We start from the raw sequence: 20,983 nt of genomic DNA, 5'->3' as shown, positions 1-20,983 counted from the left end.
GGCCGCCGGGCGTGTCGCTCCCGGCGGCGCGTGCCGTTAGCGGGCCGCGAGGCTGTCATGGTGATCGAGCGGCGGAGCCGTTTCGCCGGCATGCCACGTAATGGCGTGCAGTTCCTTGTTGCGGGCAATCCGGTCGGCACTGGGCGGGTATTGCGTCTTGCTGTGTGGGATCACGCCGTCGTGCTGGGCTTGAACGAGTTCCTGATTCACCTGCGCGCGGGACTTGCCTTGCGCCTGCGCAATCTGCGAGGCCGAAGCGATCATCGTCAGCGCGACGACGGACAGTGAGATGAGTTTGGCAGCATTCATGTTAAGCGCTCCTTCGTAATGACCGCCGGTCGGCGATTCATGAGCCCAGTATGGTTCGCAGGCGGTGTGCCGTCGTGACCGCAGTATGAGAAAAATGTCAGGTCCGACGGCCTTGGGGAGCGGCAACCTGCATGAGATTTTTGTCATTTCGGCGTGAGGTTGACAGCGGCTTTCGTGGAGCAGGATGACTTCTCCATCCACGAACGACCGGGCGGCGACACATGCGCGCATTCATGCTGAAATCTTCTCTCGCGGCTATCGTTGCTGCGTGTCTCGCCGGATGTGCGGGTCCGGGCAGCAAGCCGTCGGCGCCTGCCAGTACGTCGAGCCCGACACCAGCGGCGCCTCTAGTGGACCTCGCGCCGGGCGAGCAGGTGGATTACGCGGGCCATCGTTGCGGCAATCCGAATTTGTATGTGAAGACGCATCTGTGTGTTTTTCCGCGTCGATAGCGCGGCATGCGCGTCCAGCTCTCCGGCGAATGCACCGTTCGTTGTCGTTGCGTTGCAGGTGGCCCGTCAGCGGTTTACCCACATTCGGCAACAATCCTCCCCACGTGCGGTACTTATTCTCAAGGGCCTACCTTTCTAGACTGTCATTACCGAGTTACGAACAGGGTTGTTCGTAGCAGGACAAAGCAAAATCTGGAGGTAGAGTCATCATGAAGTCCCTTATTCAAGCCGTTGTGGTTGCCGCTGCTCTTGCAGCGCCGGTTGCCGTGTTCGCTCAATCGAATCAGCCTCTCACGCGTGCGCAAGTGCGCGCCGAACTGGTCGAACTGGAGCAGGCGGGTTATAGCCCGGCACGCGGCGAAGATCCGACCTATCCGGCCGATATTCAGGCTGCCGAAGCCAAGGTGGCGGCACGTCATGCCGCGTCGGGTTTCGGCGGTGCGCCTGGCGGGTCGTCGGATGCGGGTCATCCGTCGGTGTCCAAGGCGGACTGGAATGCGATGTACAACCATCCGTGATGTGTGATGCGTGATGCGTGATGTGACACGCGACGCATGGTGCGTGAAGCTGCGAACCCGCGCTTGTTTACGCCGGGATCGCAGTCATCCTGAACAGCACGCCGTTTTCAGCGGCGTGCCCGACTAGACAGCCTCGTCGACCGGTTCGGCGATGTCGTGAACATCCACCGTACAGCCGGCCTTGTTCTTCACGCCGCGTCCCCATGCCCGTACATGCACGCCCGGCGTCAGATACGCGGCGAGTTCGGCTGCGGCATGCGACGGCACGCGCAACGAGGTGCCGTCTTCCAGCAAGGCGCCGCGCAATTCCCCCTTGGGCCCGTGGAGCGGCATGACGACTTCGCCTTGCACGTCCATTGGTTTGCCCTCGTGCTCATGGCCGTGCTCGGCCTGTTCCACCTCGGCAACTCGGCCATGCTACCGCCTTACGGGCTGGCCATCGTCGCGGCCCATCCGGGTGAACCGGGCGCGTTCACCGCGCAGACCATCGTGATCGCGCAACTCGTGATGGTGGTGGCCGCAATGCTGGCGAGCCGGCTGATCCGCTGGCGCGGCTACTGGTGGGTGATCCTGCTGACCTTCCTCGCACTGCCGACGCGCGGGCTGATCGCCGCGTCGGTGATACATGCGTGGGGCGTGTGGCCGGTGCAGGCGCTCGACGGCATCGGCGCGGGATTGCAGAGCGTCGCCGTGCCTGCGCTGGTGGTCAGGTTGCTGGAAGGCAGCGGACGCGTGAACGTGGGGCAGGGTATCGTGATGACCGTGCAGGGCGCCGGCGCCGCGTTGAGTCCGGCTTTGGGCGGCATTCTCGCGCACCGCTTCGGCTATCCCGCGGCGTTCATCGCGCTCGGCGCGGTGTCGACCGGTTCGCTGGTGCTGTGGCGGGGTTTCGGGGCATCGCTCAGGCACGCCTGCGCCGCCGACGGCAACGCGGCGCGAGGTCTGGTCGACGCGCCGTCCGCGGCGTCCTGACGCCGGTATCCGCTCCCGGTGACGTTCCTCGAGCGCACCTGTTGATGGTACGGGGCTTGCTGAGCGCTGGTGTTCTTATCGCAAGCTGCTACCTATGCCTCGAACTCCGACTACCTGCCAGCGGTGGAGCGCCCGCGAAATCCGGATATTGCACGAAATGCCGCGCGTCCTCGTCGTGGACGACAACGTCGGCGCCGCGGAAGCGCTCGCCACCTATCTCTCCTACGAAGGCGTGGACGCTCGCGCCGTCAATGGCTGCGAAGAGGCGCTGCGCTGCGTGCGCGACTGGGTGCCGGACGTGGTGGTGCTGGACATCATGATGCCGGAGCGCGACGGCTATGAAACCGCGAGCGCGCTGCGCAGCTATCTGCCGACGCACAGTCTCGGCATTGTCGCCTTCACGTCGCTCGATGAGGATCACGTCAGGGAAACGGGCAGAGCACGTCACAATTTCGACGGCTATTGTCAAAAGGGCACTCCGCCGACCGCGCTGCTCGCGCTGATGCGCAAGTTCTGGCGCGAATAGCGGTGCCCTTCGCCGGGGAATAGGCGCGCACGAGCGCGCCGCCATGATTCGCGCCGCCGTGGCCTGCGGCGATGCGTGCGCCGGCTTGACGCTGGCCGGCTCGCGCCGCGCCGGAACCCGCGTCAACGACAACGGGCCAGTCCGAAGACCTCAAGCCGGCTCGTGCAGCGCCGGTTCCGCGACGATCTGCTTGAGAATCGCGTCCATCAGGCCCGGAAAGCGGGCGTCCAGTTCCGCGCGCCGCAGCGAATTCTGATGCACGGTGCCGGCCACGCGCGTGCGCACGAGGCCGGCCTCGCGCAGGATCCGGAAGTGATGCGATACGCTCGACTTCGGGCGGCCGCCGTCCAGATCGCCGCAAGTGGCTTCCTCGACCGACGCCAGCCGGCGGACGATCTCCAGGCGGACCGGGTCGCTCAGGGCATGGAAGAGCCGTCCGAGCGTGAAATCCTCAGCGGCGGGGTGGTTATAAGTGCGCATCCTGCAAATGATAAAGGTTTCTGCGATACTGCGTTATTCGATGTTTATCGAACTATCGTACAAGTAGGCCTAAAAGGAGTTTCGCCCGATGTCCGCATTGTTCCAGCCCTACAAGCTCAAAGACGTTTCCCTGCGCAACCGGATCGCCGTTCCGCCCATGTGCCAGTACTCCGCCGAAGAAGGCCTGATCAACGACTGGCATAGCGTGCACCTGGCCGCACTGGCTCGCGGCGGCGCGGGGCTGGTGATCGTCGAGGCGACGGCCGTGTCGCCAGAAGGCCGTATCACGCCAGGCTGCGCCGGCATCTGGACCGACGAGCAGGCTCAGGCTTTCGCGCCGGTCGTTGCGTCGATCAAGGCGGCCGGCGCGGTGCCGGGCATCCAGATCGGCCACGCGGGCCGCAAGGCCAGCGCCAACCGTCCGTGGGAAGGCGACGATCACATTGCCGCCGACGACAGCCGCGGCTGGCCAACCATCGCGCCGTCAGCCATCGCGTTCGGCGCCAATCTGCCCAAAGTGCCGAAAGCCATGACGCTCGACGACATCGCACGGGTTCGCGAAGACTTCGTTGCCGCCGCGAAGCGCGCGCGTGACGCGGGCTTCGAATGGCTCGAACTGCACTTTGCGCATGGCTATCTCGGCCAGAGTTTCTTCTCGACGCACTCGAACCAGCGTGACGACGCGTACGGCGGCAGTCTCGAAAACCGCAGCCGCTTCCTGCTCGAAACGCTGGCGGCGGTACGCAAGGTGTGGCCGGAGCATCTGCCGCTGACGGCGCGTTTCGGCGTGATCGAGTACGACGGCCGCGATGAGCAAACCCTCGTTGAATCGATCGAGCTGGCAAAGAATTTCAAGCGCGAAGGGCTGGACATGCTGAGCGTCAGCGTGGGCTTCTCCACGCCGACGGCGGCGATTCCGTGGGCGCCGGCGTTTCTCGCGCCGATCGCCCAGCGCGTGCGCCGCGAGGCCGGCATCCCGGTTTCGTCGGCATGGGGCATCGATACGCCGGAACTGGCGGACGGGGCGGTGAAGAGCGAGCAGCTGGATCTGGTGATGGTCGGCCGCGCGCATCTGGCCAATCCGCACTGGCCGTACTATGCCGCGAAAAAGCTCGGTATCGAGCGTCCGTCGTGGACGTTGCCGGCGCCTTACGCGCATTGGCTCGAACGTTACGCCGTGGCTTGAGGTTCGGCTTCACGCTTCTGCTTTTGTGTTTGCCGATGTGCCGTGCGCCGCGGGTTGATCCGCCGGGGCGGGCGGCATTTTCGGGGCATCGTGTCGCAGCTGCCTTTGAGCGGTGCCACGATCGATCGCGTTCGGCGGACTGGCGGAACGCCACTTGCTGCAAGGTCTTCTCATTGACCCGAACACGGAGGCTTCACGCATGAAACCCTATATCGTCGCTCACATGATGTCCTCGCTCGACGGCCGCAGTCTGACTGACGGCTGGCACCTCGACTATGCGTCGGACCTGTACGAAACCACCGCCGCCACCTTCGAAGCCGACGGCTGGATCTGCGGACGGGTGACCATGCAGGAGATTTCGCACGGCAAGGACTATCCGGCAGGGCTCGCCAGTGGCGCGGTGCCTCGCACCGATCATTTCGTCGAGCGCAACGCGGATCAATATGCGATTTCGATCGATCCGCAAGGGCGCGTGGCATGGAAGAGCAACACGGCGCTCAAATCGCACGTAATCGAAGTACTGACCGAGCAGGTTGCCGACGATTACCTCGCTTACCTGCAATCGATTGGTGTGTCATACGTGTTCGGCGGCAAGACCGGAATCGATCTCGACAAGGTAGTGCAAACGCTGGCGCGCGAACTCGGCGTGAAGAAGCTGATCGTGGAGGGCGGCTCGCACGTGAGCGGCGCGTTCGTCAACGCCGGCCTCGTGGACGAAGTGAGCGTGCTGATCCTGCCGCTGGTGGACGGCCGCAGTGAACACCCTTCCTCGTTCGAAGTGGCGATGGAGAAGTGGCAAGCGCCGGCGTATCTGAAGCTCACGTCCGTTGAAAAAACGGACCACGATGCAGTGTGGCTGCGCTATACGAAGGCTTGAAAGCGACGCGGCAAAGCTCCTTCGGAGTTCAGTTGCCGCGCTCGCGCCGTTGATGTTCTTTTCGGTTCACGCCGATGACTTGTCATCAACCGTGGCTGTGCTGCGTCGAGAGCCAGCCGCCGCTTACGCCGATCTCTCCAATCTGCCTCGCCACCGCGTCGGCGAGGCGCTTCGCATCCGCTGAAACACCCGCGCGCTGAGTTTCGGATACGGCGTGCAAGCCGCCGCCCGCCGCCGCCGAAGTCGCGACACTGCCGGCCGCGGCGCCCACGCCCGCCGTTTCGACCATGCCGGGCGCCTTGCCGCTGTCCGCGCTGGCGTTGAACGTTTGCACCAGTCGCGGTGCGCCGCCCGCGGGCTTGTACAGAATCCGCACCGAGCCGCTCACCTCGCTCTTCCCGGCGCCGAGGCCGATCAGCATGCGGCGGCGGCGGTTGCCCGAGTCGATCGTATCGAAGCTGCCTTGCACGAGCAGCACGTTCTGATCGGCGGGCGCGGGAATGTCCGAGCGGATGGCGCGCAGCCCCATCGATTGCAATTGATGCACGATTTCATCGGCGACCTGCTCGCGGACTGCGGCGGCGTCGGCGGCTTGCTTCTGCGCCGCGGACGAACCTTCGAGCTGCGTCTTCACTTTCTGCATCATGCCGCCGTCCAGTTTGACCTGGTCCGCACTGGCGCTGAACGTGTAGACATAAATGTTGTCCGGCCGCACCTGGAGCGGCGCGCTCGTCGCGCTTGCATTCTCGATGCGGCCGCTGGCGCAGCCGCTCCGCAGCGCGCTCGCGCAGACCAGCGCCATGCAGGCAAAACGGGCGGCATTCTGTTTGAGGAATTTCACTGAAGTCAACATGTTGATCCTGTCGTCGGCACACGCGGTGCCGGTATGGCCGAACGGTTCCGCCGATGATCGGGCAACCGTAGGATCGTCGATCATCGGCGAAACGTCTCGCACGTGAAGCACTCTTGATCTCATGCGTTCTGTTTCGTACGCACCGGCAGCGAAACGAAGTATGGGCAAGTCGCTTGCCGAACTCCATTCAACAATTATTTCGTCCTGTGTCACGACGGAAAGCGGCGTCGCGCGCGGCTCTCATCCGCCGCGAATGTGATCGGGGCGTGTCAGAAAAAATGACGATGTGGGTAAGGATCGAGCGCGCCGGCAAGCGGCATGAAGGCGTGCAAGGACGCTCGCGGCGCCCTGTTTATCGACATCAACTCAGGGCGAGCTTGATGATGCAGCCAAGGACGAAAATCAGCAGGACGGCGGCGACTGCCATGTTCAGCGGATAGCGCATTCTTCACGAGGACACCAGTGTTGCAGTGCTCATATCCTAATCACCTGACGGAAGATGAACAGGGGGCAGTGAAGCGCCAATGTGGGACAGCCAACGCAGCATGCCGAATGCCCGCGCGGCGCGCCGGCGGGAGCGCTTCCAGTCGCAGGCGAGAGTGGGAATTGCCGCGCGGCTCGCGCGCGCCGCAAGTGCCGCAAGTGCCGCTCATGCTGCGCGGCACGAGCCAGGGTGTGTCCGCTGGCGCATTGTTTCCGGATGGCGCATGATTGAGCGATGTGCCGTCCGACCCCAGAACCCGTAGCCTCTGCGGAACGCGCGGCGCACGCGAAGCCGCCGCTGCATGCGTCACGGAAACACAACGCGGCAATGCACGGCCGGTGGGTACTCAACCGTTAAGGAGGATTTCGCATGGACCGACCTGACGCCGCCAATCCGTTTGGCGATTTCACCAAAATGCTGGAGCAGTTCAAGCTCCCCGGCTTCGACGTACCCGCCATCATGGAAGCGCGACGCAAGGACATGGAAGCACTGGTTCAGGCGAATCAGACAGCCTTCCAGGGAATGCAGTCGCTCGCGCAGAAGCAGGCTGATATGTTGCGCTCGACCCTGAGCGAATTGCAGTCACTAACGGGCCAGCTATCGGCCGGTGGCGCCGCGCCTTCGGGCAAAGCCGCCGAGTTGATCCAGCAGAGCCTGCACAAGTCGCTGGCCGATATGCAACAGCTGGCGCAAGCGGCCTATCAGACACAAGCCGAATCGTATGCGGTGATCGCAAAACGCGTAGAAGAAAACGTCCAGGAGCTTAAGTCGCTCTTGCAGCAGAAAAAGTAGCGGGCCCGGCGCGTCGATTCGCTGGAATCTTTCGAATCGAGCCGGACGCGTTACGTTCGAACAACCAATGCCGCGGCTGACCTTCGGGTCATCCGCGGCATTTTTTTGTGCTGTGAATGGCGCTTGCGCCACCATTTTCCGTTCATACGAACAGCCTTTCGACGTGTCGTATCGTCAGAGGAAAACGGTGGTGTGACGCGATCTTTTCAGTGTTCGCTTACATCGATCCCGTAATGCCACGCGGATGAAATTTTTTATGCGCGGCGCCACGGCAAGTTGCACCGTCGTTCGCTTTAAACGGGCAGCGGCGCGAAAAGACACTCTCAAGCGGCGCCCATCGGCGATCTGGTCCCGAAAAATCAAACGCGCTTAAACGTCACCGCGTGGCGCAAAGGTTTAAATCGTTCGGCAAACGATTGCAGCGCGTCGCCGCGATCCCTAAAGTTTCGCGCCGCCACTCCGTAGACGCATTCACGCAGCTTATCCCGCGTGAATGCCGCACCGGTACCACCGGCGAGGCGCGCCCCTAGTTTTCCGTTCGTGGCCGGCTCGACGCGTGGCCATGAGCGTTTCACCTCGAAGGAATTCTCTTGAAACCGATGCTCTATTCCCGCATTGCTCGCGCAATGCTCGGGGCCGGCTGCGCGCTGTCGTTTGCCGCGCACGCGACGCTCGGCCAGAACGTCAGCACCGTCGACAGCGATCAGTCCCGGTTGCGCGCGGTGGCGCATACGGCCACTACGCAAAGCGCGTATTCGGTCCACCTGATGACGCTGCCTTCCGGCACGCAGGTGCGCGAGTATGTCGCGCATGACGGCATGGTGTTCGGCGTCGCCTGGGAAGGCCCGACGCTGCCGGATCTGAAATCCATGCTGGGGAGTTCGTTCGACACCTACGTCGCCGCCACCGCGACGCGCTGCGGTACGCCGCTCGCGGTTTCCAACAGTGATCTGGTGGTCTACTCGGGCGGGCATCTGCGTGCGTTCGCCGGTCATGCGTATCTGCCGCAAGCGGTGCCTGCGGGCGTCGATGCCGGCGTCATTCAATAACGGAGCGGATCATGCGTGATACGTCTTCGTTCAAAACCCTGTTGTGCGCGGCGCTGCTTGCGTTGCTCGTCGGAGCCTGCGGCGGCGGGGGCGGCGGCTCCGGCGGCACGGCCAGCTCTGCCGGTTCGAACCCGGCCGGTCCCACCGTGATCAACACCTCGCCGTCATCGCAGGTGCTGGCCGCGAACGCGGTGCGCGTGACGGTCGACTCCGGCGTGAGCAACGTGCCGAACATGCCGTTCGTCAGCATCACGATTTGCGCGCCGGGTACGAGCCAGTGCCAGACCATCGACCACGTGCTGGTCGATACCGGATCGTGGGGCGTGCGCCTGTTTGCCTCCCAGTTGCCCGCCGCGATGACGCTGCCGCAACAGAAAGACGCCTCGGGCAATCCGGTCGCCGAATGCATGCAGTTCTTCGACGGCTACACGTGGGGCGCGGTGAAGCTCGCCGATCTGCAGATCGCCGGCGAAAAAGCCGCTTCGCTGCCGATCCAGGTGATCGATCCGAACTACGCGTCGCTGCCGGCCGATTGCGCAAGCTTCGGCGCATCGCGCAACACGCCGGCCACGTTGCAGGCCAACGGCATTCTCGGTATCGGCGTGTTCAAGCACGACTGCGGCGCGAACTGCGTGCAGCAGGCGCTGGCCGGCACGTATTACGGTTGCAACGGCGCGACGTGCACGTCGATTCCGCTCGCCGAAGAACTCCAGGTCGCCAATCCGATTCCGTATTTCGCCACTGACAACAACGGCTCGATGCTGAGCTTGCCGACGGTGTCGGGTGCGGCGCAGTCGGTCAGCGGGCAACTGGTGTTTGGCATCGGCACGCAGACCAACAATACGCTGGGCGGCGCGCAGGTGATCGGCGTGAGTCCGTCGAACGGGACCTTCACGACCGTGCAGAACGGCATCACGTATTCGCGCAGTATTCTGGACAGCGGCTCGACCGGCCTGTTCTTCCAGACCAGCGCGTTGCCGGTATGCGCGAGCCCGAACAATTCGTACTACTGCCCGGCCTCGACCGAGCAATTGAGCGCGATGATCGAAGGCATGAACGGGACCACGAGCGCGGTGAATTTCAGCGTGGGCAACGCCACGGCGATTGCGCAGACATATATCGGCAACTCGGCGCTGCCGCTGCTGGCGGGACCGGCGTTCGTCAAGTCGACGATCTTCGATTGGGGGCTGCCGTTCTTCTACGGCCGCAACGTGTACGCCGCCGTCGAACAGCAGCCGACGCCCGGCGGCACAGGGCCTTACGTCGCGTATTGAATTCGCGTATTGATTCGGCCTCGCCGGATGTGAAACGGGCCGCGCCGGAAAGTGTTCCGTCGCGGCCCGCCAGTCGATGCAGGATAGCTTTCTAGTTGTTGTCGAGACCATTCAGCGCCGCCAACACGGCTTCGCCGAACGCTTCGGGGCGTCCCGTGAAGATGCGCTCGACTGCTTTTGAGTCGATCAGGTGCCGGCGCAGCGCTTCGCGCTCGTCGTGCTGTTCGGCGAGGCGCGCAGCGGCGCGCACGTACTCGCCGGTCGAATGGGCGGTCAGCCATGACGGCAGACCGGCGCGTTCGAAGAGGCCGCTGTCGATATGCTCGAACACTTCCCGTCCGCACAGATTGACGCCGGGCAGGCCCATCGTGAACGAATCGACGATACCGTTGGTGTTGCCGAACGGGAACGGGCTCACGAACATGTCCATCGTGTTGAGCACCTTCAGATACGTCGGATAGTCGAGCGAGCCGTACACGTCCACGCTCGGTTCCGGCAACGTCGCGTGGATCGACTTTCTGACATACGCCAGATCGATGCTTTCGCTCCAGCATGTCATGAAGTGGAATTTGACCGGCACGCGAGCGGTATGAACGATCGCCTTGCAGGTTTCGAGAAAGTGCGGATTGATCTTCATCGCACTCGCGGTCACACCAATGTTGACGACGTCGCCGCGCGCGGGAACGGAAGGCACGATCCCGGTGAGCAGTTTCGACGGCACGTACGGTTGGCCGTCCTTCGGCAAACGCAGCATTTTTTCGCTGAAGCACGCCGGGTCGCCGACGAAATCTTCTTCCACGCTTACATAGTCCATATGCGCCGCGTGCATCGTAGCGGGATGGCCGAGGCCTGCGATCTGCAACGGCGCGACGCGCAGGTTCGACAGAAAGATCGTGTGCGAGAACATGCCGACGCTCGGCATATAGAGCACCTCGGGCTGCTCGCGCGTGGCGAATTGCTGGATCTGGCGAATGCAGTCGCCGATGTATTCCGGATGCTCGAATTCGACGAAACGGTCGAAAATCGCGCGCCCGGTTTCGTCCACGTGCTGCGCCTCGCCGAACGCGACGACTTCGAAATGGCGGCGCGCGGCGAGCATGGTGCGTGAATGCGTGCGATAGATCGAGTGGCCGCCCGTGAACCATTCGAGGACCACGAGCATCACCGGCTTGCGGCCCGGCTCGCGCCGGACGGCCGGCGGGCGTGCGGCATCGGCCTCATGGTCGAGCAGGCCGAGCGTATCCAGCTTCCTGCGAACCAGCTTGTTGATGCTGCGCTTGATCGCGTGCCGCTCGGGCGAGATCGAATAGCTGCAATGCATGTAGGCGCCGCACACGGCGGCGGTCGGCAGGTCGTCGAGGTCTTCGATGGCGTCCAGTGCGCCCGGCAGCCAGGCGAGCAGCCGTTCGCGTTTCGCGTGCGCGGCGGGCGAGATATGCACGGCCGCGCTGACGATCGAAATACCGAGGCTTGTCGCGAGCACCGGGTCGCACCGGTGAAGGTCGGCGAAGTCGATATCGTATTGCGAGCCCGACGTGTAGAGCACGAGTTGCTTGCGGGTGAGTGCGTCGCGCGTGGCGGCGTCGTTGCTCTGCCGCGCGGTGTCGAGGAGCGTGCGTACGATGTGATCGGTCGATCCGTACGACGTCACGGCGAAGATCATGTTGATCCACGGCCGCCCCCAGAACATGATGTTCATCTTTTCCGCGGCAAGCGTGTACTCGGGTGCCGAAAACAGCGCCGTGAAGCCGTCGGCGATGCGCTGCAAGGTACGCAGCGACGCTTCGTCGGCGGGCGAGTTCGGACTGCTGCGGGCAAAGCGCTCGCTGCCGAGCGTGCCGCGCTTTTCGGACAGCGTTCTGAGCAGCGCGCAGAACTCCTCGTGGGCGGCGTCGTAGTCACGGGACTGGATCTGGGATTCGAATCGATCGAGGGAGAAATCTGTGCTCATCGCTAGGGTCGGGGGTGAACGGCGTGCGTCGTTGCGCATGCGCGTTGTGTTCAATGACAGGAAGGCGGGCGGCGGGCACGCGTGACGCCCTCGGCGGGGTGCGACACGTGGCAAACAACGCGTCGGGCCGACCGGGGCGATTGCCACATGCTGCGTGTGCCGCCAACGGAATCCGATTGTCAGAGAATTCGACCGGGCTGCATCTAGGAAGAGTCTTATTTTGAGAAAGGCTTTTGAGACCGATCGCGATGCGAGACAGCGCTCAGCGCCGCCGCGTGGCCCGCTTGGGCGGGGCTGTCGGGACGACGGCCGGCGCCGGCTGCGGAGGGGGTTCGGCTGCCACCGGTTGCAGCGGTGGTGGCGGGGCCTGGGTGGCCTTGGCCGGGGCTGCCGGCTGCGCCGAGGGCCGCGGCGGTGGCGCGTCCGCCGGTAGTGGCGGAACCTGAGAAGGCACAACTTGGGCTGCCGGCTGTGCCACAGGCTGCAGCGGCGGCGCGTCCACCGGTTGCGGCGTAGCCGTTGAAGCCTCAACCGCGGCCGGTTGCGCCCCACCTTGCGCCGCGGCGGCCTGCCCTGGCGGCGTCGCCGCTTCGCGCGGCATGGATTTGTCGCCAGCCGCCTCGATTACGCGATGCACGAAGCGCAGCTTCTCCACTACCGGCGCGGCGAGCGTGAACGGATAACCGTCCGGCATGCCGAGACTCCGGTTCAGGCTGTTCAATGCGTAGGTGAGCGGAAACCAGCGCTTCATCAGATTTTCGAAGCTGGCGTCTTCAACGGGCGTGCGATCGGTCAGCGTCGGCTCGCTGGGGTCGTCGGGCAGCAGCGCAACGCCGTACGAGGTCGAGGTATCCAGCACGTCGACGATCAGCATGTAGTGCGCCCACGTCTCGGCCCAATCTTCCCAGGGATGCATCGTGGCATACGCGCTGATGAACGACGCCTGCCAGTCCGCCGGCGCGCCGTCCCGATAGTAGGCCTTCAGCGCCTCGCCGTAGTCGGCGCGTTCGTCGCCGAACAGTTTGCGGAACGGCTCCAGCCAGCGCGGGTTGTTTTCCACCAGCTGGCTGAAGTAGTAGTGCCCGGTCTCGTGCCGGAAGTGGCCGAGCAAGGTGCGGTAGGGCTCGCCCATCGCGGTACGCACTTTTTCGCGGTAGGCGTCGTCCGCCTCGGCGATATTCAGCGTGATGAGGCCATTATCGTGGCCCGTCATGACGCGCGAACCGTCGCCGCCGTCTTCCAGGAATTCGAAGGCGAGGCCATGCTCTGGATCGGCCTGGCGCGACTTCACGTCGAGGCCGAGTTCGGCGAGGGTGTACAGCAGGCGCCGTTTGGCCATCTCCAGCCGGTACCAGTAGAGCCGGTTGTCCGGCGCGCTCAGATTCGGAATGGTCAGGGTCAGCTGGCAGGCGCGGCACAGCACGTCCGGCGACTCGGCAGGGATCATCCAGTTGCAGACGTTCTCGACGGCGTAGTTATGGCATTGGCGGAACAGCGCGCCTCCGGCGCCCGGATGCAGGCTGCGCCAGCGTCCTTCGCCGGCGTCTTCGAACGCGCTGATTTCCGCCAGTTCAGGCACATAGCCGAGCAATGACTCGCAACGTTCGCAACGGACGTTTTCGTAGAACACAAGGTGCGAGCAATGATTGCAATGGAAGGTTTTCATCGGTCGAGCCTGGGAGGTGGAATGGCAAACATGGGCGAACAGTGCCGCAATCTTCGTGCCGCATTTGCCAGACGTCACTGGTTTAACGCACATTACGTGCATGATCGTGCATGAGCTTTGCGCCGCTTTGGTGCGCGGCCACGGAAATGGCCGGGGAAGGGCGCTCTGTTCGGCCAACCGGACCGCAGCCCAGACGCGGCAAACTTCACGGCACGCGATGATCCGGGCGGTACGGGCGCTTCACACGGTTTTCCGCGCTTCTTCAATAAACGGCATGAAGCTTGCTTTTTGGCGGGCTGCCATCCTTCGTCCAGGAGTCCGGTGTGTCCATACGCGTCGCGTTGCATCATGTCACACATTACCGCTACGACAGGCTGGTTTCACTGTCGCCCCAGGTCGTGCGTCTCAGGCCTGCGCCGCATTGCCGCACCCCGATCCTCGCGTATTCGATGCGGGTCGAGCCGGCTGAACACTTCATCAACTGGCAGCAGGACGCGTTCGCCAACTATCAGGCACGGCTCGTCTTTCCCGAGAAGACGCGCGAATTCAAGGTGACGGTGGATCTGATCGCCGAAATGGCCGTCTACAATCCGTTCGACTTCTTTCTCGAGCCCTCGGCCGAGCAATTCCCATTCGACTATTCGCCCGGCCTCGCGCTGGAACTCGCGCCGTACCTCGTCAAGCGGCCCATGACGCCGCGCTTCGCCGAGTTCGTCGCGAGTATCGACCGCACGCCGGCCGCCACCGCCGACTTTCTCGTCGCGCTGAATCAGCGGCTGCAACGTGAGATCCGCTACCTGATCCGCATGGAGCCGGGCGTGCAGACGCCCGAGGAAACGCTCGTGAGCGCGGCGGGCTCGTGCCGCGATTCGGGCTGGCTGCTGGTCGAGACCTTGCGGCAACTGGGGCTGGCGGCGCGCTTCGTGTCCGGCTATCTGCTGCAACTCGCGCCCGACGTCAAATCCATCGACGGCCCAAGCGGCACCGAGGTTGACTTCACCGACCTGCACGCGTGGTGCGAGGTCTATCTGCCGGGCGCGGGCTGGATCGGCCTCGATCCGACCTCCGGGCTGCTGGCGGGCGAAGGGCATATCCCCGTCGCCTGCACGCCCGAGCCGGGCAGCGCGGCGCCGATCTCCGGCGCCGTCGACGAGTCCGAGGTCGAGTTCGAACACACCATGTCGATCGAACGGGTGCTGGAGACGCCGCGCGTCACCAGGCCGTACAGCGAAGCGGTGTGGGCCGACGTGCTGAACATGGGCGCTCGGGTCGATCAGAAACTCGCTGACATGGACGTGCGTCTGACGATGGGCGGCGAGCCGACCTTCGTGTCGGTGCGCGATCGCGACGCCGCCGAATGGAACACCGACGCGCTCGGTCCGACCAAGCGCGGCTACGCGGTCGCGCTGATGGAGAAACTGCGCGCGCGTTACGGCGCGACCGGTTTCCTGCATATCGGCCAGGGCAAGTGGTATCCGGGCGAGCAATTGCCGCGCTGGGCGATGTCGCTGTACTGGCGCGCCGACGGCGAGCCCTGCTGGCACAACCCGGCGCTGTTCGCGGACGAGCGCGAGCCCGGCACCTACACGGCGGCCGACGCGCGACGCTTCCTCGCGCATCTCGCGGCCAGGCTGGCGCTCGACACGGACTGCATCCAGCCCGGTTTCGAAGACGTCTGGTACTACCTGTGGCGCGAGCGCCGTTTGCCGGTCAACGTCGATCCGCTCGACGCACGCCTCGACGACGAACTGGAGCGCGTGCGTCTGCGCCGCGTGTTCGACGCGGGGCTGGGCGGCGCGACCGGCTACGTGCTGCCGCTGGCGCGCGAACGCGACGTGCCGCACGAAGCGCCGAAGTGGGTCAGCGGCCGCTGGTTTTTCCGCGACGAGCGCATGTTCCTGATTCCCGGCGATTCGCCGATGGGTTACCGCCTGCCGCTCGATTCGCTGCCGTGGGTGTCGAAGACCGACTATCCGTATCAGCACGCGCACGATCCGTTCGCACCGCCCGTGCCGCTGCGTTCGGCCGCGCAGTTGCGCATGCAATACGACGGCCAGCAGCCCGGCATGAGCCCCGCCGATGCGCGGCGCGCGGCGGCGCTGTCGTCTTCGGCGGCGGACTTGCTGAGCGGGATGCCCAGTGGCGGGGTGGTGGGCTATGCAGGTCAGCCCGGCGATCAGGCGGCGCCGGCGCGCGGGCAGTCGTCGAAGGAAACCATTCGCACGGCGATTTGCGTCGAAGCGCGCGACCCGAAGCGCGCGGCCGGTCCGAAGGCCGAAACGGAGGCGTTCGGCAGCGGCCGCACGCTGCTGCATGTGTTCATGCCGCCGCTCACCGAGCTCGACGACTATCTGGACCTGCTCGCCGCCGTCGAAGCGACGGCCGCCGAGTTGCGCATGCAGGTGGTGCTCGAAGGTTATCCGCCGCCGCGCGACGCGCGCCTGAAAATGCTGCAGGTCACGCCGGACCCCGGTGTGATCGAGGTGAACATCCATCCCGCGGCAAACTGGGATCAGCTGGTCGACCACACGGAGTATCTGTACCAGTCGGCGGCGGAAAGCTATCTCAGCAGCGAGAAGTTCATGACAGACGGCCGCCACACCGGAACCGGCGGCGGCAATCACTTCGTGCTCGGCGGCGCGACGCCCGCCGACAGTCCGTTCCTGCGCCGTCCCGATCTGCTGGCGAGCCTGATCGCCTACTGGCACAACCATCCGTCGCTGTCGTATCTGTTTTCCGGGCTGTTCATCGGGCCGACCAGCCAGGCGCCGCGGGTCGATGAAGCGCGCAACGACCAGGTCTACGAGCTCGAAGTGGCGTTCCGCGAATTGCAGCGGCAGATCGACATGCTCGGCGGCCGCGAAAGCGCGAGCCTGCCGGCGTGGATGATCGACCGGTCGCTGCGCAACATCCTGATCGACGTGACGGGCAACACGCACCGCGCCGAGTTCTGCATCGACAAGCTCTATTCGCCGGACGGCCCGACCGGCCGGCTCGGCCTGCTGGAATTGCGTGGCTTCGAAATGCCGCCGCACGCGCGCATGAGTCTCGCGCAGCAACTGTTGCTGCGTGCGCTGGTGGCGCGCTTCTGGCACACGCCGTACACGCAGCGGCTCACGCGCTGGGGTACGGAGCTGCACGACCGCTTCCTGCTCGGCACCTTCGTGAAGATGGATTTCGACGACGTGCTCGACGAGCTGAACCGCGCGGGCTTCGCCTTCGACAGCAACTGGTTCGCGCCGCACTTCGAATTCCGCTTCCCGCTGGTCGGCGAGACCACGGTGAACGGCGTCTCGCTGACGATCCGCAACGCGCTCGAACCGTGGCACGTGATGGGCGAGGAGGGCTCGGCGGGCGGCACGGTGCGTTACGTGGATTCGTCGGTGGAGCGGCTCGAAGTGCGCGCGCTGGGCCTGAACGACAACCGCCATGTGCTGACCGTCAACGGTGTGCCCGTGCCGTTGCAGCCGACCGGCCGCGTCAGCGAGTATGTGGCCGGCGTGCGGTTTCGCGCGTGGTCGCAGCCGTCGGCGCTGCATCCGACCATCGGCGTGGACGCGCCGCTCACTTTCGATCTGGTCGATACATGGAGTAGCCGCTCGGTGGGCGGATGCCAGTATCATGTCGCTCATCCGGGCGGGCGCAATTACCAGACCTTCCCGATCAACGCCTATGAGGCGGAAAGCCGGCGGCGCGCGCGCTTCTTCGCGTCGGGACATACGCCGGGGCCGCTCAAGGTCGATGCGCCGCAGCGCAGTCTGGAGTTTCCTTTCACACTGGATCTGCGCTACTGGTAAAACCAGCACACTCTTAAAACGACACGACCTTGGCCTTTCAATCGACTTTTCCCTTCGAAACGTCCGCGGCGCGCGCGGACGCTTCGTCCCTGCTGCGCCTGCTGCCGGCCCACGAGGGACATTGGGACGAGTTACGCGACGCCTCGGGCGCATTGCGCGAGCCGTGGCGGCAATTCTTCGAACGGCTCGGCGAAGTCGGCATCGCGCGGCTCGACGATCATCTCGCCTCGGTCGCGCAGCAGATCCGCGACAACGACATCAGCTACAACGTCTATGCGGACAACGGCGAGCCGCGGCCGTGGGCGCTCGACTTGCTGCCGTTCCTGATCAGCGAGGACGAGTGGGCGCATATCGAGCGCGGCGTCACGCAGCGCGCGCATCTGCTCAACGCGATCGTCGCCGATATTTATGGGCCGCAAACCTTGCTGGAGCGCGGGCAACTGCCGCCCGCGCTGGTGTTCGGCCATCCCGGCTATCTGCGCTCGGTGAGGGGCTTCACGCCGCCGGGCGGCCAGTATCTGCAAGTGGTCGCGGTGGATCTGGCGCGCACGCCGAACGGCGACTGGACCGTCATGGCGCATCGCACCGAGGCGCCGTCCGGGCTCGGTTACGCGCTGGAAAACCGCCTGATCGTGTCGACGCTGTTCGCCGATCCGTTCCGCGCCCTGCGCGTGAGCCGGCTCGCGCCGACCTACTCGCAACTGATCGCGACCCTCGTGCAGGCGGCGCAGGCCACGATGCGGGACGACAGCGACGATGTCGACCGTTCGCCGCATATCGCCTTTCTCACGCCGGGGCCGTTTAGCGAAACCTATTTCGAGCACGTATTTCTGGCGCGCTATCTCGGCGTGACGCTGGTCGAGGGCAAGGACCTGACCGTGCGCGACGACAAACTCTATCTGAAGACGCTCGCCGGTCTCGAACGCGTGCACGTGGTGCTGCGGCGTCTGGACGACGCGTTCTGCGATCCGGTCGAACTGCGCGCCGATTCGAGCATCGGCGTGCCCGGCTTGCTACAGGTGATGCGCGCGGGCAATGTGATCGTCTCGAATGTGCCGGGCTCCGGCTTTGTCGAATCGCCGGCCTTGCATGGCTTCCTGCCGGGCATCGCCGAAGTGCTGCTCGACGAGGACCTCGTATTGCCTAGCGTGCCGACATGGTGGTGCGGCGAAAAGGCGGCGCGCAACCATGTCTTCGCGCGTCTCGACGAAGCGCTCATCGTGCCCACGTGGCCGGTCGCCGCGCGCGATGCGCCGCCCGGCATCGAGCACGGCCGGCAGCGGCTGTCGACGTGGCGCGAGCGTATCGAAGCCATGCCCGACACCTACACGATCCAGCAGGCGCAGCGCTTTTCCTGCACGCCGCGTTACGAAGACGGCACCATTGGCCGCCGTCCGTCGGTGCTGCGCGTCTACGCGATCGCGGACGTCAACGGCGGCTGGCATGTAATGCCCGGCGGCTTCACCCGCATGGCCGCCGAACGCCAGACCACGGTCTCCATGCAGTACGGCGGCAGCAGCGTCGATACGTGGGTGCTGTCGAGCCAGCCGACTTCGACCTTCACGCTGCTGCCTTCGCCCATGCAGCCTGCCGACCTCGCGCGCAAACACCGCACGGTGTCGAGCCGCGCGGCGGAAAACCTGTTCTGGGCCGGGCGTTACGGCGAGCGGGCCGAAAACAACGTGCGGCTGCTGCGTCTGATTCTAGGCTCGCTGGAAGGCAACGACGCCGACGCGATGTTTCCGACCCTCGTCGAACTCGCCATGCATTGCGGGCTCGTGCAGTCCGGCGACATGTTCTCGCCGCATTCGCCGCAAGCCTTCGAGCGTGCGCTGGTCGCCAATCTGAGCGAGAGCACGGGCGCCGCGAGCATCGGCCAGAACCTGAACTGTCAGGCGCGCTCGAACGGGGAGGTGCGCGGGCGTCTGTCGAACGATCACTGGCGCACGATTCTCGCGGCGCGCAACGACTTCCGCGACGCGTTGCAGACGCTGATGCCGGCGCCGGGGTACAGCGGCGGGGCATCGCAGGGCAATGGCGGCGGTAATGGCAATGGCAACGGCGGCAACGGCAACGGCCGCGGCGAGCGCTACGAGCGTTACGATCGCGTCACGTTGATGAACGCGCTCGAACGCCTGTCGGTGCAGTTGTCGGCAATCAGCGGCGCGCAGGGCGACCGCATGACCCGCGACGAAGCATGGCGCCTGCTGTTCGTGGGCCGTCACATCGAGCGCGTCTCGGCGATGAGCTCGTTCCTGCGCGTAGTCGCCGATAAAGGCCAACTCTCCACGCCCGCCGGTTTCGATCTGCTGCTGCAATTGTTCGACAGCACGCTCACGTACCGCTCGCTCTATCCGGGCCGCTTCGAAGTGCCGGCGTTGCTCGATCTGCTGGTCATCGAGCCGACCAATCCGCGCGGTATTTACGGCGTGTACGAGCGTCTGCGCAAAAAGCTCGACGAGATCGCCGTGGCGGCGGGCGGCTCGCGGCATCGTCCGTTCGCCGAATTGATGGTGCCGGCCGCTTCGTTGCCGTCGCTCGAATCGCTGTGCGCCGTCGACGAAGACGGCGCCTACGGCAATCTGATTGCGGTGTGCGATCAGATCGGCGGTTTTGCCGGTGCGGCCGCGCATGAAATCAGCGCGCGCTATTTCAGTCACGCCAGCACGGTCGCCTCGCAGGTGTGGTCATGAAGAACGCGCCGACCGTGCTGTCCGTCTCGCATCGCACCACTTACCGGTACTCCACTTACGTGGAGACCGCGCAGCATCTCGCGACGATCCGGCCGATCGCGTGCTCGTGGCAACGCGTGGTCTCGCACAGCGAGAAGATCGAACCCGAACCGTCGTATCTGAATAGCCGGATCGACGCATTCGGCAACGACGTTCTGTATTTCGCGCTCGATGCGCCGCACGAGCGCCTGCAACTCGTCAGCGAAACCACCGTGTCGCTCACGCCGCGCTGGACCGACCTCGATCCCGAGGCGACACCCGCATGGGACGACGTGGCCGACGCGCTGCGGTTTCGCGTCGGCGGCCAGTTCCGGCCCGAGGTGGAGTTCTGTTTCGCGTCGCCGAACATCGTGCCGCGGCCGTCGCTGCGCGCTTATGCACTGCCGAGCTTTCCGCCGGGCATGCCCATCGCCGCCGGCGCGATCGATCTGATGCACCGCATTCACGAAGACTTCGCGTACAAGCCTTCCGCGACCATGTTCGATACACCGGCCGAACGCGCGTTCGAATTGAAGAGCGGCGTGTGTCAGGATTTCGCGCAGGTGATGATCGGCTGTTTGCGCTCGCTGGGTTTGTCGGCGCGCTACGTGAGCGGCTATCTGCGCAACGACCCGCCGCCGGGACAGCCGCGTTTGATTGGCGCGGACGCGTCGCACGCATGGGTGTCGGTGCATTGCCCCGGCAGCGGTTGGATCGATCTCGATCCGACCAACGACGTACTCGCCGATGTCGATCACGTCACGCTTGCCATTGGCCGCGATTACAGCGACGTGTCGTTGCTGCGCGGGATGATTCTCGGCGGCGGCGCGCATCGGGTGGAAGTGGGGGTGACGGTTCTCGCGCTTTAGGTGCGGGCCGCGCAGGCCGTTTCCAGCGGATAGCGGGTGTAGTTCTTCCAGTGTTTCATAACGTTCAGGCCGCGAACCGGCGTCGCGGCTGTTTCCGTCACCACTCCGCCCTCGCTTCTGAGAGGCGCGAATCTCCGCTCGGCAGGTGTCGTTACTCGACACGGTGTCAGTTCCATTCAACGTCAATGTCTGACATCAATCTTGCGGCATCTTTGGG

At 64.8% G+C, this 20,983-nt stretch carries 15 protein-coding genes and 3 pseudogenes; 12 read left to right on the top strand and 6 right to left on the bottom strand.

The features are described 5' to 3' along the window. Positions 1-36: 36 nt before the first annotated feature. Positions 37-309: a DUF4148 domain-containing protein gene (locus BXE_RS33355; protein ID WP_011492536.1), complete on the bottom strand. Its 273-nt coding sequence runs from the start codon at positions 307-309 to the stop codon at positions 37-39. Positions 310-542: 233 nt separating this feature from the next. Between BXE_RS33355 and BXE_RS44745 the strand changes: the two genes are divergently transcribed. Both BXE_RS44745 and BXE_RS33350 read left to right on the top strand, forming a co-directional pair. After that, positions 543-761, top strand: a complete 219-nt coding sequence (locus BXE_RS44745) for a hypothetical protein (protein ID WP_081435614.1) — start codon at positions 543-545, stop codon at positions 759-761. A gap of 209 nt (positions 762-970) precedes the next feature. Beyond that, on the top strand, positions 971-1,279 hold the full coding sequence (locus BXE_RS33350; RefSeq protein WP_011492535.1) for a DUF4148 domain-containing protein: 309 nt from the start codon (positions 971-973) through the stop codon (positions 1,277-1,279). A 123-nt stretch (positions 1,280-1,402) separates the two neighbouring features. Here the strand turns inward: BXE_RS33350 and BXE_RS33345 are convergent. Next, a pseudogene (locus tag BXE_RS33345) lies at positions 1,403-1,666 on the bottom strand (hypothetical protein); the annotation flags it as partial. On the opposite strand from BXE_RS33345, the pseudogene BXE_RS33340 reads away from it, so the two are divergent. Beyond that, positions 1,646-2,251: pseudogene (locus tag BXE_RS33340) on the top strand (MFS transporter); the annotation flags it as partial. The pseudogenes BXE_RS33345 and BXE_RS33340 sit on opposite strands and share 21 nt — an antisense overlap. 94 nt (positions 2,252-2,345) lie before the next feature. Beyond that, the gene (locus tag BXE_RS33335; RefSeq protein ID WP_011492534.1) at positions 2,346-2,777 is read left to right on the top strand and encodes a response regulator; all 432 of its coding nucleotides are present in this window, start codon (positions 2,346-2,348) and stop codon (positions 2,775-2,777) included. Between the two features lie 150 nt (positions 2,778-2,927). On the opposite strand, the gene BXE_RS33330 is transcribed toward BXE_RS33335, so the two are convergent. Further along, on the bottom strand, positions 2,928-3,257 hold the full coding sequence (locus BXE_RS33330) for an ArsR/SmtB family transcription factor (protein WP_011492533.1): 330 nt from the start codon (positions 3,255-3,257) through the stop codon (positions 2,928-2,930). A gap of 88 nt (positions 3,258-3,345) precedes the next feature. Between BXE_RS33330 and BXE_RS33325 the strand changes: the two genes are divergently transcribed. Together BXE_RS33325 and BXE_RS33320 are read left to right on the top strand one after the other, a co-directional pair. Then, on the top strand, positions 3,346-4,443 hold the full coding sequence (locus tag BXE_RS33325) for an NADH:flavin oxidoreductase/NADH oxidase (protein WP_011492532.1): 1,098 nt from the start codon (positions 3,346-3,348) through the stop codon (positions 4,441-4,443). A 199-nt stretch (positions 4,444-4,642) separates the two neighbouring features. Next, on the top strand, positions 4,643-5,320 hold the full coding sequence (locus tag BXE_RS33320) for a dihydrofolate reductase family protein (protein WP_011492531.1): 678 nt from the start codon (positions 4,643-4,645) through the stop codon (positions 5,318-5,320). Positions 5,321-5,405: 85 nt separating this feature from the next. Here BXE_RS33320 and BXE_RS33315 read toward each other — a convergent pair whose 3' ends face one another. Then, positions 5,406-6,173, bottom strand: a complete 768-nt coding sequence (locus BXE_RS33315; RefSeq protein WP_011492530.1) for a DUF4410 domain-containing protein — start codon at positions 6,171-6,173, stop codon at positions 5,406-5,408. An 853-nt stretch (positions 6,174-7,026) separates the two neighbouring features. Between BXE_RS33315 and BXE_RS33310 the strand changes: the two genes are divergently transcribed. The 3 genes from BXE_RS33310 (at position 7,027) to BXE_RS33300 (ending at position 9,772) form a co-directional block, all read left to right on the top strand. Next, entirely contained in the window at positions 7,027-7,449 is a 423-nt protein-coding gene (locus BXE_RS33310; protein ID WP_007178010.1) for a phasin family protein, read from the top strand. 599 nt (positions 7,450-8,048) lie between these two features. Further along, a complete protein-coding gene (locus tag BXE_RS33305) occupies positions 8,049-8,498 on the top strand; it encodes a DUF2844 domain-containing protein (protein WP_011492527.1) in 450 nt (149 codons plus the stop codon). Positions 8,499-8,509: 11 nt separating this feature from the next. Continuing rightward, the gene (locus tag BXE_RS33300) at positions 8,510-9,772 is read left to right on the top strand and encodes a DUF3443 domain-containing protein (protein ID WP_011492526.1); all 1,263 of its coding nucleotides are present in this window, start codon (positions 8,510-8,512) and stop codon (positions 9,770-9,772) included. Between the two features lie 91 nt (positions 9,773-9,863). Here the strand turns inward: BXE_RS33300 and BXE_RS33295 are convergent, their stop codons facing one another. Further along, positions 9,864-11,723, bottom strand: a complete 1,860-nt coding sequence (locus tag BXE_RS33295; RefSeq protein ID WP_040124478.1) for an adhesin — start codon at positions 11,721-11,723, stop codon at positions 9,864-9,866. A 601-nt stretch (positions 11,724-12,324) separates the two neighbouring features. After that, positions 12,325-13,389 (bottom strand): annotated as a pseudogene (locus tag BXE_RS33290) (putative zinc-binding metallopeptidase); the annotation flags it as partial. A 323-nt stretch (positions 13,390-13,712) separates the two neighbouring features. Here BXE_RS33290 and BXE_RS33285 point away from each other — a divergent pair. Genes BXE_RS33285 through BXE_RS33275 form a run of 3 tightly spaced genes read left to right on the top strand, consistent with a single transcriptional unit; the run spans position 13,713 to position 20,766 of the window. Next, entirely contained in the window at positions 13,713-17,186 is a 3,474-nt protein-coding gene (locus tag BXE_RS33285) for a DUF2126 domain-containing protein (RefSeq protein WP_011492523.1), read from the top strand. A 29-nt stretch (positions 17,187-17,215) separates the two neighbouring features. Then, entirely contained in the window at positions 17,216-19,879 is a 2,664-nt protein-coding gene (locus BXE_RS33280) for a circularly permuted type 2 ATP-grasp protein (protein ID WP_011492522.1), read from the top strand. After that, entirely contained in the window at positions 19,876-20,766 is an 891-nt protein-coding gene (locus BXE_RS33275; protein WP_011492521.1) for a transglutaminase family protein, read from the top strand. The genes BXE_RS33280 and BXE_RS33275 overlap by 4 nt, the downstream gene beginning before the upstream one ends. The last annotated feature ends 217 nt before the right edge of the window (positions 20,767-20,983 follow it).

This window comes from Paraburkholderia xenovorans LB400 (genome assembly GCF_000013645.1).
GTDB lineage: Bacteria > Pseudomonadota > Gammaproteobacteria > Burkholderiales > Burkholderiaceae > Paraburkholderia > Paraburkholderia xenovorans.
Note: the sequence above shows the minus strand (reverse complement) of the source record. Positions and strands in the feature narration are given on the sequence as shown.